The 14,229-nt window shown below is 38.2% G+C and carries 18 protein-coding genes and 2 pseudogenes; 4 read left to right on the forward strand and 16 right to left on the reverse strand.

Annotated elements, in window-relative coordinates:
- Positions 1 to 27 precede the first annotated feature (27 nt).
- The 12 genes from ASF12_RS30385 to ASF12_RS30430 form a co-directional block, all read right to left on the reverse strand.
- A complete protein-coding gene (locus tag ASF12_RS30385; protein WP_056042637.1) occupies positions 28 to 1,938 on the reverse strand; it encodes a VirB4 family type IV secretion system protein in 1,911 nt (636 codons plus the stop codon).
- Positions 1,938 to 2,732 (reverse strand): hypothetical protein, encoded by a 795-nt coding sequence (locus ASF12_RS30390; RefSeq protein ID WP_056042639.1) that lies wholly within the window; start codon positions 2,730 to 2,732, stop codon positions 1,938 to 1,940. The genes ASF12_RS30385 and ASF12_RS30390 overlap by 1 nt, the downstream gene beginning before the upstream one ends.
- Positions 2,733 to 2,979: 247 nt before the next feature.
- A complete protein-coding gene (locus ASF12_RS34805) occupies positions 2,980 to 3,165 on the reverse strand; it encodes a hypothetical protein (protein ID WP_155973583.1) in 186 nt (61 codons plus the stop codon).
- A gap of 131 nt (positions 3,166 to 3,296) precedes the next feature.
- On the reverse strand, positions 3,297 to 3,665 hold the full coding sequence (locus tag ASF12_RS30400) for a pilin (RefSeq protein WP_056042643.1): 369 nt from the start codon (positions 3,663 to 3,665) through the stop codon (positions 3,297 to 3,299).
- 175 nt (positions 3,666 to 3,840) lie between these two features.
- On the reverse strand, positions 3,841 to 4,335 hold the full coding sequence (locus ASF12_RS30405) for a metal-dependent hydrolase (protein WP_056042645.1): 495 nt from the start codon (positions 4,333 to 4,335) through the stop codon (positions 3,841 to 3,843).
- A 204-nt stretch (positions 4,336 to 4,539) separates the two neighbouring features.
- Positions 4,540 to 4,917 (reverse strand): hypothetical protein, encoded by a 378-nt coding sequence (locus ASF12_RS34810; protein WP_155973586.1) that lies wholly within the window; start codon positions 4,915 to 4,917, stop codon positions 4,540 to 4,542.
- Between the two features lie 18 nt (positions 4,918 to 4,935).
- On the reverse strand, positions 4,936 to 6,000 hold the full coding sequence (locus ASF12_RS30410; RefSeq protein WP_056042647.1) for a hypothetical protein: 1,065 nt from the start codon (positions 5,998 to 6,000) through the stop codon (positions 4,936 to 4,938).
- A 160-nt stretch (positions 6,001 to 6,160) separates the two neighbouring features.
- On the reverse strand, positions 6,161 to 6,628 hold the full coding sequence (locus ASF12_RS30415) for a thioredoxin family protein (RefSeq protein WP_056042649.1): 468 nt from the start codon (positions 6,626 to 6,628) through the stop codon (positions 6,161 to 6,163).
- Positions 6,629 to 6,708: 80 nt separating this feature from the next.
- Positions 6,709 to 6,873, reverse strand: coding sequence for a hypothetical protein (locus tag ASF12_RS34815; protein ID WP_155973589.1), 165 nt, complete (start codon positions 6,871 to 6,873; stop codon positions 6,709 to 6,711).
- Between the two features lie 304 nt (positions 6,874 to 7,177).
- A complete protein-coding gene (locus tag ASF12_RS30420; protein WP_056042652.1) occupies positions 7,178 to 7,903 on the reverse strand; it encodes a transcription termination/antitermination NusG family protein in 726 nt (241 codons plus the stop codon).
- Positions 7,904 to 7,955: 52 nt separating this feature from the next.
- Positions 7,956 to 8,366 (reverse strand): hypothetical protein, encoded by a 411-nt coding sequence (locus tag ASF12_RS30425; protein ID WP_155973592.1) that lies wholly within the window; start codon positions 8,364 to 8,366, stop codon positions 7,956 to 7,958.
- Positions 8,367 to 8,696: 330 nt separating this feature from the next.
- Positions 8,697 to 8,942: a helix-turn-helix transcriptional regulator gene (locus ASF12_RS30430; RefSeq protein ID WP_056042656.1), complete on the reverse strand. Its 246-nt coding sequence runs from the start codon at positions 8,940 to 8,942 to the stop codon at positions 8,697 to 8,699.
- Positions 8,943 to 9,168: 226 nt separating this feature from the next.
- Between ASF12_RS30430 and ASF12_RS30435 the strand changes: the two genes are divergently transcribed.
- From ASF12_RS30435 to ASF12_RS36405, 4 genes and pseudogenes are all read left to right on the forward strand, one after another.
- Positions 9,169 to 9,873 carry a helix-turn-helix transcriptional regulator gene (locus ASF12_RS30435; RefSeq protein WP_056042658.1) on the forward strand — a complete coding sequence of 235 codons (705 nt, stop codon included), beginning with the start codon at positions 9,169 to 9,171 and terminating at the stop codon, positions 9,871 to 9,873.
- Positions 9,874 to 10,129: 256 nt separating this feature from the next.
- A complete protein-coding gene (locus ASF12_RS30440; RefSeq protein ID WP_056042660.1) occupies positions 10,130 to 10,594 on the forward strand; it encodes a hypothetical protein in 465 nt (154 codons plus the stop codon).
- Positions 10,595 to 10,833: 239 nt separating this feature from the next.
- Positions 10,834 to 11,807, forward strand: a protein-coding gene (locus ASF12_RS35995) for an IS630 family transposase (RefSeq protein WP_235533323.1) whose coding sequence is annotated in 2 segments (ribosomal slippage) — positions 10,834 to 11,331 and positions 11,334 to 11,807 — 972 coding nt annotated over the 2 segments. Because the reading frame shifts where the segments join, the coding sequence is not laid out codon by codon here. This gene is flagged as partial in the annotation.
- Between the two features lie 188 nt (positions 11,808 to 11,995).
- Positions 11,996 to 12,154, forward strand: a pseudogene (locus ASF12_RS36405) (helix-turn-helix domain-containing protein); the annotation flags it as partial.
- A 145-nt stretch (positions 12,155 to 12,299) separates the two neighbouring features.
- On the opposite strand, the gene ASF12_RS30455 reads toward ASF12_RS36405, so the two are convergent.
- The 4 genes and pseudogenes from ASF12_RS30455 to ASF12_RS30465 all read right to left on the reverse strand — a co-directional run bounded on the left by ASF12_RS30455 (position 12,300) and on the right by ASF12_RS30465 (position 14,223).
- On the reverse strand, positions 12,300 to 12,554 hold the full coding sequence (locus tag ASF12_RS30455) for a CPCC family cysteine-rich protein (protein ID WP_056042665.1): 255 nt from the start codon (positions 12,552 to 12,554) through the stop codon (positions 12,300 to 12,302).
- Between the two features lie 2 nt (positions 12,555 to 12,556).
- A complete protein-coding gene (locus ASF12_RS36000; protein WP_442952567.1) occupies positions 12,557 to 13,402 on the reverse strand; it encodes a polymorphic toxin-type HINT domain-containing protein in 846 nt (281 codons plus the stop codon).
- Positions 13,382 to 13,513, reverse strand: a pseudogene (locus tag ASF12_RS36715) (pre-toxin TG domain-containing protein); the annotation flags it as partial. The gene ASF12_RS36000 and the pseudogene ASF12_RS36715, both read right to left, overlap by 21 nt.
- A 203-nt stretch (positions 13,514 to 13,716) precedes the next feature.
- A complete protein-coding gene (locus tag ASF12_RS30465) occupies positions 13,717 to 14,223 on the reverse strand; it encodes a hypothetical protein (RefSeq protein WP_056042670.1) in 507 nt (168 codons plus the stop codon).
- Between the last annotated feature and the right edge of the window lie 6 nt (positions 14,224 to 14,229).

A 14,229-nucleotide genomic window follows, 5' to 3' on the forward strand; every position in this document is an offset into this window, starting at 1 on the left:
CTCTGCTTACTTATTTGGAGCATATGATCACGCCCCCGCATTTACATAATCATTAAAGTCATTTGGATTGGTTGTATATTGCCAGTACTCATTCTCAGTAGCCTGTATCCTGACAATCGTTGATTCTTCATCAACTTTCAGGATACCAATACCACTACTTGCTGTTAGCAGGAAGCGTGCCTCACCTTCTGCTAGATCAAATTTCCCTTGGACAGCATCAATATCAATTGATTCTTGTCTGAGTAACAATTTAGTTGGGGCATTCTTTAGAATCCCCATTCCCTCTGGAACTCTTAAGAAAACCTCAAATCCTTGTGTAACTGCACACATCGATACATTGAGTTTACGCCCACGACGATATGCGTTTTCCAACCATCTCGCTTCTTCGGGATTTTCCATCATCAGTTGTGCTTCTTCAGCAATGATTCGCTTTGGTTGTTGACGATTTTTCTTAGCAAAACGTTCCCAAACCCACTTGGTTGCAATAAAGGTACCAATCGGTTTCATCCACTCGTCGTCAAGATCAGCAGAGGAAATTCCAAAAACAGGCGCTTCCCTAATACTAAAAGTAGATGGACCATCAAAAATGGCTTTATTCGGATCTCCACCTTCTCTGGTAAACATCTTAATAATTGGGTGAATTCCTTGAAGGTCCGGATGATCTTTCATTAACAAATAATGATCAAACAATTCAGGCATTCGCTTATTAACCCACTCGTCCTGAACTAATTCGTACAGACTTTCAGGAGACTCATCAATCTCGAAATTCTTATATAAGTCATTGACGGTATTGTGAACTGCTACCTTAACCGCCCCGCTTAAAAGATCTGGTGCAACGGTTCGAATCATTTTGAAGATAACCGCTTGAACACCTTTAGACGCTTCATCAATATTGACTAATATTCGACCGTGCTCGTCTTCTTCTTCCGAAACTTCATATATATTGATCCGCTCATGATCAGCCTCTTTTGGAGAGAGTTCCGCATATGATCCACCCATAGCCAAAACAAGATTTTTGTATTCTCGTTCGGGGTCAATGATACCCGTTTGGATGCCAATCATAGCACTTCGCCTTGTTAATACTTTAATGCTAAATGATTTACCGCTTCCTGCTCGACCAAAGACGACCATGTGCTGATTCGCAAGTCGCCTGTCCCACCCATCGTAAAAAACTGGCCGATTATAATGATCAAACCCAAGCAAAACCCCTCGACGATGAGAAAGACCACCATATCCAAACAAGAAAAAGTCAGCAACGTTACTGCTTTCCATCTCCCTATACGTGTCTTTAATATTCTCCCGGTTTCCAATACCAAGGGAATGTCGCCAGGTTTCTAATTGCCTTGTATCAGCAGCTTGGAATTTCACACCCATTGCACCTAAACGTTTAATTATCGTCCGTCCTAATCGCCTAAGTTTTTCAGGCTGGTTAGCAGCAACATTCATGGTTACTGATGTGTTGAACAGTTTTTCCTCGTTTACACGTAAACGACTCATCTGTCCCTCTAAATCCTCAAGTTCTTGCAACATAGCCCCTGATTTTGCCGAATTATGCTGCGTTGTCAATTCAGCTCTCAGTACAGCAATTCGATTTGCCAACTGATTCATGACAATATTCGCTTCTGCTGGTTCTACAGCCACTGTCAAATCAACAGCTGCTTCACCTTCAGCAAGCATGATTGGATCAAGCATGCCAACCCATGTCGTGCGACCGGTAAATTTCATAAACCATGATCTTAAATACCTTGCCCCACCTGTATTGTCACCAAACTCCACCCAGTAATCAGTCGCATCCTTCTCCCCAGGTAGTCGTTCAATAATTGTCGGTGGTGATATCATTTCCGCTTCATGTTCCGTCAATCCGCCCTTGATAGTGAATGAGTTTTCATTTTTGGTTTGATTATCTTTCTTTCGTGGAAAGAGCTTGAATTTAAACATTACGAGGCCCCCTCATACAACGTTTTTCCAAATGACTGAACAGGTTCACCTCTTGCCGCGGTTCGAAGCAGCATCTCTTCAAGGGGTAATACTCCCGCAATTTCACGATTTGTTGTTTTATCAAAATATTGAATAACCTCTTCACGTCGCATCGCATATGTCCAAATTCCAACATTGTGATAAGAAGCTTGAATAATCCTCAAACTATTCATTAATTCTTGCCGAATCGTATCCATGTCGTAGACTGACTGCTGGTTTTGTTTGTTACGTTTTAACAAGTCATGAATAACTGGATTAGAGACGTCTGCAGCCAGCTCACTCAAAAAGCGAGAATCAGTTTCCAAGAATACATAGTACTTCCTGTCTTGAATCTGATTTAGTTCTATCATACTTTTAAACATATCATGCAGCTCTTCCACATAATCTGTATTCGCCAGGTCATCAAGTTCCACAGCCCGCGCTTTTACATCTTGAAAATAGTCTTCCAAATCATAGGGGTGACTCTCTGACTTATATCGCGTCGGATGCGGGATCATGTTGATACAGTCCCTAAACGCTAACCAAATCATTTTTTGCTCTACTGGCGACTTTAGCGCAAAAGACACGGGCTGCACTTCAAGCATAAGGAGAAAACGATCATCCTCCGTCGTAATTAAGCCATCGGCATCAATGTTCTTCACTTGAAGCCAATCTGCTGCTTTTTCCTTTTTAGCTCCTTGTTTTGCTCGGTTGCTACTTCTTTGAAGGTAATAAGCGGCCACCAAAAGTAACAAAACTAAAATGATATCTGACATTACTCATCCTTCTTTCAATATAGCCTGTCTTTATGTTCTCTTTTAGATTTTGTTTTATGTGCAATTAAAGAAGATTCGACTTCTTTAAAAACTAGGTGAATTGAAAAAATTATGAAGCAAGCAGCTAGAAATAAGACGATAGTATCGAGATTGAAAAATACGTATTTATGAATCCAATTCTTCATCTGTTTATCTCCAACGAAAATCTGGAAGGGGCTAGGTTCTCCCCTCCAGATTAAGTCTCCTATCATAGGAAGGTACGTTTTCTCATTCTGCATGCTAAATAACTCTTAATAAACGTAAACAATCCCATACCTGTCGAAGGATGCGTTACATGAGCAAAAGCTAAGCATATTAAGAACGGTATTAAATGCGGGATATAACCCCAAAGGCCAATACCAGGTATAGCAGGAATGTATTCTGTTGCTTTCATTGAAGTAAGTCCTCCCGCAATCCACCAGCCAACTTGTAAGTAAGATAGTCCATAAACAACTGTACTTTTCGATTGACTTTTATACGTCAATAAATGCTGCTCACCATACATCAGTATTCACTTTTTCCTTTCTAGGTTGTTATCGTGAAGACACCTGTAACGAAACCAACGATTTTATCGGCAAGGATGACAACGATTAAAGAATAAATGGTGTACTTAAATTTTTCCTTAGCCATTTGCACTTTCTGAGTATCTCCACCCGCTCCTCCGAGTAAGAGTCCACCCCAGATTAAAAAAACTGCTGCAACGAGCCCAACAATACCTCGTACCGCCTTTGCAGCATTGTTAGCAGCAGTTTCAATTGTTTTCTCTAGACCTGTTGTGTCATTAGGATTCAGCACAGATGCATCCGCTACTGAAGCAAAGCTAAAGCAAATAAACATAATTAAGCTTAACTCCACCCAAAACTTTTTCGATTTCAAAAGTGTTTTTCGTGTCATTCTAATCTTCCTCCAAGTAAGTAGTGTTAGGCCTCTTTTTATCCAAAAAGTTCTCTCTTACTTGTCTCCGATTGTTACCCTCCTTCTATCCCTAAATAAAAAAAAGCCTAGTTCTCAAAATCAGAACTAGGCTTTTTTTATTTAGGGATACTCTACGCAAAATTCTCCAACTTTATTAAAGTTTAAATGAACTTTCAATCAGTTTCGAAAATACATTACTAGCAATTAAGTGATATCCAATAAAAAGTACTAAGAATATCCGAACACTTCCATCTACAATACGGTATAGCCAAAACGGCATCTTTATACCATAGCTTTTTTGATGAGGCCAAAATAATTTAATTTGCCCCGTCATCATATCTCCAATCATATGAGTCAAAATTCCCGCGCCAAAAGCTAGTGATAATTTCCACGAATAGAAATAAGCCGAGATTGGAATAGTTACAAGGATCATCGCTAATAAAAATAACAAAGAATGCGTAACTGTCCGATGTTTTAAAGTCCACTTTAATGGAATCGATATTATTAGAAATAGCCGGCCAATATAACTCTCAGGCTCATCAATATCTGATAGTAGTCCACCGAACATTCCAGCACCCACCCCTAAGAAACTTGGATAAACCAAATATCCCGCAATTGCTCCCGCTAATACGTGCGTCTTAGCATACATAACGTTACTCCTCATTTTAAATTAGTATAGCTATTTCTCAACATAAAAAGAGCCTTCTTTCTGAAGGCTCTTTTTATGTTCTTCACGTTTTACGCGAATATGTGTATTTTTCTTAATTTTCGATTGAAAAAATTACGATAATACCCTTGTTTCCTTATACTATCACACACCAATGTCTGTATTCAACTGTAATCAGGAAATTTCTTATTTTAGGCTTATATGATAGCTATTATCTATTTCTAAAGTTTTAACAGGTTCACCAGCATCAAATAAGCTGATAGATATGACATTTCGGTTAACGATTGAGATTAAATCTTTTACAAGAAGACTCCCATCAGATGAGTTTTCTAAATTCAAATCTACCATTAACCAATTTGATTCACTACACATATAAAAGTTAATTACTTCTCGATTTTCAGGATGCCGCTTTAGTTGATTAATTAAACTTCTTAAACAAACCAACGTGCTCAAAACAGTACCTTTAACCGGTATTAATACTTTACAAACTGGAATAGTCGTTGGATCAATTCGCAATCTAACTGGTCTAACTTTTGTCACTTCACCTTTTTTAGAAATAAACATAATCCCCTTCCCTTAAAGCTAATAATCAACATGATGGCAACTTAACTGCGTTTCTTTTACTTCTCCTTTATCATTAGGAATCTCCAATCTCCACCAAAAGAAACTAAAGATTTTGGCATTTCTGATTCCGACTTTCCTTATACGCCTAGACAATGCCGGATCATCAGACAGGGTATTCATCAATAGAAAATCGCTTTTCAAAAATGTTTCAGCTTCAAATTTTTCAAATGGTCCCTTCTCTTCAGCCAAATAACTTGACGCATGCAAAGCAGTAATCTCCATCACTTTCAACAATTCGTTTTTAATAAAGCTGTATGTACCAATAGAACGATCCTCAGGTAATCGTTTACGCAACAATTCTTCATAACCAGCAACTCGTAGATCCATTTCTCGTTGATCCAGATGTACGACCTGACAGTTCTTAGAAAAGTACTCAATAACATTATCTAAAAATCGTACAGCTACAGTCACAATTTCTTTAAAATGGCGCGTATCAAAAACACCATTATTATTTAAAAACGCGGGTAAGTTAATCGTTCCTTGAATAATTAGATTATGAATACTCTGTACTTTACCATCATTTACAAGTGTATTGTTATTCACTTTTCCTATATACATAAAAATAGGATTGGACGGAATCAATTCTTCATACACCAGAGCTTGATAAAAACGACGATACGTTTTTTTCCTCAAGCTGCTTTTTTCTACTGATGCTAATCCAAAAGCAATTCTATGGCAGATTTGCTCATAATTGAATTCTAGTAGTTTAACCATCTTCACATTTTCTTGCACGAAGTAACCTCCAGCATTAGGGCCAGATATCAACTCTATGATAAGCGACTTCTGCAATAACAGCTCACTACATGTGTTTAAATTATTGAGCTCCGCATCCAAACGAAATGACGCGTTGAGAGGCTCCTTGTTATCCGCGCCGAAATCTTCCCTAATGATACCAATTTCCTTCACTGTGTTATGGGAAGACATAGTTGTCGAACAAATAACCCAATCTCCTATGTATAAATGATCCGATTCTTCTTTAAGTGCATAATGCTCTAATTGATATTTTTCTTTTTCATTTAACAAAGTAATCCTCCATTAGCTTAATCTAATCCTTAAATATCTGCCTCTACAGATCAGAATAACGATTTAAACGTCTCAATCAGCCTTCGTGAGCTTTTAAAAGTGTGGATCTCAAATAGCCCTACTGCTTTGAAGTAGGGCATCAGAAAGGAAATATGACCGTTTAATCAGTAGATCTTTTAGGAATATGGTCCATTGGTAGTTTACCGAGTGAGCGCCATGTTTCATTTCCATTCTGAATCCGGATAAGAGTAGGCGTTCCTTTTATTAAATTATCCTTAACCGTACCATCACTATCGCTGCTTGATACATCTACAGCAAATATTTTGAGTGCTTCAGGAGCAATTGAGTAAGTTTCAAGTGTTGGGAGAAATTCTCTACAGTTTGAACATTCCTCAGAGAAAAAGTAAACAAGATAGTCATTTTCATCTTGAGATTCAAATTGATCTGCTTTGATTATCGCCATATTCTTGTTGTTCAATACTGATTCAACTACTGAGCTCTCACGTCCCTCAATATTTTGGTTCATATTTTCACCATTCTTGGAATCCACAATAAAAAGCACAGCAAGGATTAGCAATGCAAATAGCATATAAAATACAATAAAACGTATGAATCTCTTTAAAGTCATGATATCATCCTAACCTTATCAAATTAATATACGATTTTTTATGTAGGTGTTTCCTAAGGCCAATACATAATAATCTCAGATTATAGAATAGTTTTCTGTGGTTCATGACACATAAATGAAGGAATAAGCCCTATTTTACCTTTCTGAATTACCTTCATATAGTTCGCAACTTCTTTCCCTCTAAGTTCAGCGAGAATTAAATAATCTCGTTTAGCCAACGGCAAATCTAATTTTTTTTCTAGCATAATGACATCACTCTCCATGAATGACAAATTTCATTTCTCAAAGCATTTAATCTAATTTCAGAAGTAAATAAAATGAATAAGTAGCTCGATGCCTGAACCAATAAACATTAGTATAAATACAACAATCAGCACCCACTGCCACCAGTTAAAAGGATTAAATCCAGACATCCCCCACCCTCTCTTTCCCTGTTACTTGGATCTCATTTAATGGGCATAGAAAATAAAGGTCTTTTCCGAGATATTTTATCCGAGTGCCGGTCAAAACCATCAGCAGCTGGTAAGTACCCTTAACCATCTGTTGAATTTAATTCAAGTACCGTTTCTCGAACCTCGAAAGCTCCTCAACACTAATCTGAAAAAAACTCCTAATTGACGAGAGAATGTACTGTGGGTTTCGTTCATTGACCCGATCTCGCAATCCAATATCGAAATCTAAAATATCTTTATATACCGATATTGGTATGCGGAAAATTTCTTTAGAGCCTTTTTCAAATGAACGAAACAATTTACCGAAAAGAGTAGTTTTACGAACGCCCTCAGTACCCACTGAATGAGTACATCTTTCAGAACCCATAACACCTTTTTCATCTCGTTGAACAGCTGGTGTTGAAAACTCCTCTGCTACACACTGACTCTCGTTTTCGGCTTTTTCTGATACATCTGAAGTTTCAACCTTTACATCGATACGAACTTCGACTTCTCCGGCACATTCCAAATGCATTTTTTCAATTTCTTCTGAGCTGATCGGCAGCATATCTAAAATCTTATATACGCCTGGGACACTTTTAAGAAAATGCCAGAGCGTACCTGTGAGTTCATCAAGTTTAACAAAAATATAGCCGGTGAGAACCGCCTCTGAATCCAATTTCCGTCCTCTCGTGGTCATACGTACGATTTTCTTCACTCCTGCAAATGTGTCTTTGATTTGCTCTTTCAAATTCTTCATTTGGGCAAATCTCTTCACATTCTCAGCAATCTCCAATTCAAAGCCTGTTCTCACTTGCAAAGCGTACCAATTTGTAGATGTCATAATTGTCGTTTCCTCCTAATTATGTTTAGAGAAGACCGCAAATAATATGTTTCTAGTCCTCTTGTTTGGAATCGGAATCTTGTAATTCGCGTATGTGTTTCGTCATTTTCCTTATTGCCTTCTCATACCTAATTTTCGTATTGGCTGTTGACAAAGATAAGTTATGGCCAATAGCCGAATACCCTAACCGGTTTTCAATACGCATCCTAACGATTTTTTGATCTTGACTAGACAATATCTTAAGTAAAGCTTCATCAATCTTTTCACCTTGCACATTGATTGATTCGATTGCAAAGTTACAATGTGAGACATAGCGGCTAATGGCACGCTGATGCAAGATCCCTTCTCGCTCTTCTTCGCTAAAAAAATCATCTAGTCCGATTTGATGATCTTCCCGTTTATCTTTCAAGCATTGACTACGGTTATCTTGATAACTAGCCAATAATTCCAAAGAGCTGCTCACAATGAATTACACCATCTTCCTTTAAAAATCCTTATTGCATTACATTAATCAAAAGTGAATGTATTCGAACTCCTCATCAATATATCCATTCAGAAATGATTCAATAAAATGAAAGTGAAATACCCTTCCAATCAGAAGCGCTATAATTCGCGATAATTTTTATATTTTTGTTTACCTCAAAAAGCTAAATGTGCTACAATGTAATCACAGGATTACATTTCTACAAAGATTCGGTTTACACTTCATCTTCCAGGATCTTATAAAAAAACAAAACCGAATAACTTCACCAATCGATTACTTTTATAAGTAATTCATGAAGAACAAAAAGGGTTAGGGAGGTGACGCAGAGTAGGGGGTTGCAATAAATAATTCTTCCACCGGCTTTTTAAGGTGAAAGGCTAGCGCCAGAGCTAACCAAAATTCTGGAGTTTCACCCTTCTCTACTTTACCGATAGTTTGTCTAGTTGTTCCGACCGCATCTGCTAATTCTTGTTGCGTTTCTCCGGTTAGTTTCCTACTATCTCGAACAACGTTTGTAATTACAAAACGAACTTTGGGTTCCTTATTTTTTTTCATTTTTCTCCCTGTTTCAAATCCCTTTGCGAGAGGGAATTTGTGTTATTATTTTGATTGTCCAATCAAAAGCTTGTATCTATATATTAACGAATTTAAAGATATAGTGTCAACCATGAATTACATTTTTGATTACATTTTGATTACGGGGTTTACAAAACATTTTGTTTGGGTACAATATGTTTTAAATATGTTAAGTATTTATTGTAATGAAAGGTGGACCCTATAGATGAGTACGACAAAAAATATGGATTCAAGTAATGAGAACGTACAAGTTGAAAGAACTCAAACGATCCTCGGAAAATTGCTATATGATCTTAGAATAGAGAATGATTTATCCCTAAGAGAAGCAGCCGATATTTCTGATATCAGCCATTCGTATATTAGAAATATCGAAAAAGGCTATGATCCAAGAACATTTAAAGCAATATCTCCAACGCCTGAAATTCTAAGAAGGTTTGCATCAGCCTACAAAGTAAAAGTTCAGTTATTACTTGAGGCAGCTGGTATTATTGATGGGGAACTTGAGACAGATACAAATGTAAAAAGACTTCGCGAAAAAGCATTTTGTCAAAGACTAACTTTCCTTACCGATAAATCAGAACACTCCATTACCGAAATATGCAGAAAAGTCGGTATAAGCCGAACACAATTCGAAGATATCGAGCGCGGGAAAACACTACCTTCTGTCGCAGAAATTTATAACTTAGCTGCACTATTCAAAGTAACCCCGGATTATTTAGCAGGTTATGTAGATGATGAAAAAGCACTTCATCCCGATATGCCAAAGCTCATAGACATGTTGGAATTCATTAATACTAGTAATGTTCAGCTATTTGGTCGCCCAATGTCTAGAATAGATAAGGAAAGACTAGAACTCGCTTTAACTGCTGTATTCTTAGATTCACATCAGAGACATATTGACGATAAATAACATACCTATTGTTATAAATATTTATTCAGAAACAAGCGTAGTGATTTTTACTACGCTTGTTTCTTTGTGTTTTAGATAGACTTATTTCTATCTTCGTGTCGGAGAATAATTAAGTTCTAGATAGACGCTTAAGACTGCTAGTAGAGCAACCAGGACCACTTGCACAGCTACTGTCCACCGTTTAATCGATCACGCTTTATTAACGCATCCGCTCGAACAACCAGGCGTACGAATAAATTTTAAAAGGAGAATCCAAATGAACTTGAAAAATATTATTGGTAAATGCTTTAACTACTTTCGTTACTTTGATGCCGAAAAAGAACGTCATTTCGACCTTATTAGCAATCAATTTTCATTATTATATTCAGAAATTATGAAGAGTGACCTCCCTCCTCTTCTTTCTTTTGATTTTGCTTTGTCAAATCTTCAAATTCTTCGAGAAAAGTTAAAACTCTTTTCTACCCCAAGTTCACTTGATTTACTTAATCAAATTACAGATTTAGAGTTATACTTAACCGAAAATAATAAAATAGAGCAATCGTTCTTACTTAGTCATTTACTTTCGGAGATATTTCTTTCTATCAAAGCATGTGATGCCTTAAAGGTATTTGCTGAGTATAGTAGTCATATAGAGCCTTCTAATTTACATATTGGTATACGTACATTTAATAACATGAAAAAGAGTACATTCATACTATATAAGTTGAATCAAAGTTCTTAGCAAACCCTAGCAAGGAAAAATGAACCATTTGTCGAATAAGAAACAGATCAATAAACGGACAAGTGGGGACTGCCATGGAGACGGTTAAGCTTCCGCAGCGTCACGTTTCAGCGTCGGCTTGATAGCTGATTTTAAATNCTATATAAGTTGAATCAAAGTTCTTAGCAAACCCTAGCAAGGAAAAATGAACCATTTGTCGAATAAGAAACAGATCAATAAACGGACAAGTGGGGACTGCCATGGAGAAGCATACCGAACTGGAAAAAGTAACAATAGCCATGAAACAAGCCAAAGAGCGTCGCATGTATGAACGCTACCAAGCCATTTATTTGCACTTAAAGGGTACTTCGATGTCGGTGATCGCTGACATTCTAAATCGAAACCGAATGACGGTGAGCAGTTACATTCATACCTATGAAAATGGTGGATTGGCAGCCTTGCAGCTCAAGCACTCATCTGGCGCACCTACTCGGTTAACGAAGGAACAGCAAGAACAATTGATACAAACCATCGCCTATTCGGTTCCCGATGAGGTCGGCTTTACGGCCAAGCATAATTGGACGCTTGAGCTCATTTCTGCGTATGTGGAACGAGAATGGGGTCACCGCTACTCGCTTCGAGGCATTTCCAAGGTCATGGAACGATTAGGACTTAGCTATACAAAACCAACCTACACGCTCGCGGCGGCAGATCCCGAAAAGCAACGCCAATTTGCCGAAACGACCTTTCCTGACTTGAAAAAAAGGTACTGAACGACGAGATTGATCACCTGCTGTTCGAGGATGAATCTATGATTCGGGATTATCAAGCGATTCAGAAAACCTGGTTTCTTCGCGGAAAACAACGAATCATACCAACTACAGGTAAACATCGCGGGGTCAAACTACTCGCGACGCTTGACTATGAAACGGGACGAATCGTTTGGCAAGAAGACGAACTCTATACCGCTGAAACCTTTTTGACATTTCTTCAAAAGGTCCTCACGGCCTACCCTGCGGGGAACATCGTCATCGTATTAGACAACGCCCGAATTCATCATGCGAAGCTGCTACTACCTTTTCTGGACGAACAGAAAGATCGGCTTGAACTGGTGTTTCTGCCACCTTACAGTCCTCAGTTGAACATTGTGGAAGGACTCTGGCAATGGCTTAAATCCAGTGTGATCAACAATGTGTTTTATTCCACCGTTGCTCAAATTCGACTGCGTGTCAGGNCAGTTGAACATTGTGGAAGGACTCTGGCAATGGCTTAAATCCAGTGTGATCAACAATGTGTTTTATTCCACCGTTGCTCAAATTCGACTGCGTGTCAGGYAATTCATGGAAGAAATTATGAAGCATCCTCATGTAATCATTGATCGCCTATGTGTTCGGCTTTGATTGCTAGTTTCTTTCGTTCAACTTATATAGATTAACAGACATTCGTCATGCCGCGCTTAGTGAATTGTCCAACTGTAAAAAGCAGAATATAAACTTTGGCCATATTGAGAGGATTGCCGGGGCTTTAGAAATTGAAGATATTCGTAAAATCATTGGTTTAATAGATACTGAAAATGAATGAAGACCGCCCTGGAAAGGCGGTCTTCATTTTGTTTATGAAAGGAACTAGGTTCTATGGCTGTGCCGCCCGATTCATCCGGCACTGGGTGGGGGTTAAAAGAAAGACCTTGAGGATTGCCGCCCCCAAGGCTCTTGTAAAAGTCATACTAAATTCCTGTTTTCTCCTCTTCCAAAGGTAATCTTACTGCATCCAAAAATTCAAGGGATATTGCACCATAATCCTTAAAATTACTCTTTGCTTCTCTCAAACATATGGAGTTAGCCCCACCTACTCGATCCGGTTCGGCATACTGTAAATTATCATCTTCCCAATAACAAACAGGACATATTTCAAAAGTTCCCGGCGGTTCTTCTGACAATGTTAAGTATTTACAACAAGGACATGAATATTTTTCTGTCATACTTAGTTTCCTCCGTATGTTGTAACTTGATCTTTCCAGTAACTCATCCCATCATCTGGTCTAAATAAAGTTTCAATAGTTCCGTCAGGTTTTGCTGTAGCAAACTCGTTCGTTTTTGAATTATATCGAAAAACATAGCCATTTTTCGATGTGAATCCGTGTATATCTCCACCAATATTGCTATTTAATAAATTTTTGGCTCTATTCAAGTACCCTTCTTTTGTAAGTGAAAAGCCTAAGTCAGCCCATTCTTGTTTCTTAACAACATGTTTTTGGAAATGTTTATCAAGCTTTCCAGAAACGAAATTACCTGCCGACCAATTAACTTCACAATTATGAACCCAAATCCCAAGGTTAGACACAAAATAAGAATTAAAGTCCTCGACCTCAAAGTTATAAACCGTTGCTTCGCGCGACTCTTTTTCAATCTTGTCTATCGCCAGTTTAGTGCCGTCACTCGAAACAAGCAAGTCGCCGACTTTCAAGTCTTTAACAAACGTCCATCCCTTGCCATCAAGCCAGAATGGATGCTCGCCTGTGACCTCGATGATTTCATCCCCGATGTGGACGTAATAGATTTCGTCAGCCTGTTTCTGGAACAGCCCCACGACCTCTTTATATGCCACTTCTCCGGTTTCGTCGTCTTTTGAGAGAACCTTATCCCCTACCTCGATTTCCTCGATAGGTTTCTCCCCTTCGTCTGTCAGAACCTTGGTTCCTGCTGTAAAGCAGTTACATTCGTAGACGAGTTTTTTCGTCGTTTTAACCGTACCCTCACCAAAAATATTCTTCAGCTTCGAACCCGCCCAAATGACACCCTTCGTACCATACTTACCCGCATGCTTCAGACCCGGAATCGGAATGATGCTCAGCGTTGCTCCAATTCCTTCGCCCCAACGGTCTCCCGCCGAGAGATGTTCGCCGGTAATATAGTTGTTACCCGTTAATGCCTGCTGGAAGCCTTTTACGTCATATTCTTAATATCCTATCTAAACGGTAACTTTTTTGATTAGCGGTGCCGCTAAAAAAAGACCACAAGAACGAGCGGCTAGCTCGCATTGTGGCTTATTACTTGGGTTATATGTGTTATTGGCTAAATCATGGGTTCATTCAGTACTGGGTAGCCCCACATAAATTTGAGAAATGCAAAACCAATCGAGTCTTATTTTTCACATATCTGAATAATTTCTCTGGGTACGGATTCAAAGACCAACACTTCTGGCTTTGTATAAGTCTTCTTTGAAAAATACTCTTCAAGCGTCATCATACTATCCCAATATCTTTTAATCCAATACTCCAAAGTTTCACCAGTGTCAAAATCTAACGCTTCCTCAAATGTAAACTTATTTTCTTCATAGAATGCTTGATCATAAATATTCATTGTAATATTTCCATCAAAAACTAAGATTTTATCCGTAAAGATAGGAAAGTAAAATGATTTCGGAACGTGTGGTTCTAAATTTGCGCCTGAAGCCTTCTTAAAATTTGCCCACATAGGAGCTTTAAGTGGTCTCACCTTATCAGTTATAAGCGGCTTCACCTCACCACCATTCCCATACCAGTTATTAGATTGTGTTGAAAAGCTTATCCCTTCTTTCATGATTTCTTCAATTGAAACATGATGATCATGGTCTTCAGGCAATACTGCATGGTAAAGAAATTTTGTCATTTTTGT

The sequence above is a fragment of the Paenibacillus sp. Leaf72 genome (assembly GCF_001422685.1).
Classification (GTDB): Bacteria; Bacillota; Bacilli; order Paenibacillales; family Paenibacillaceae; genus Pristimantibacillus.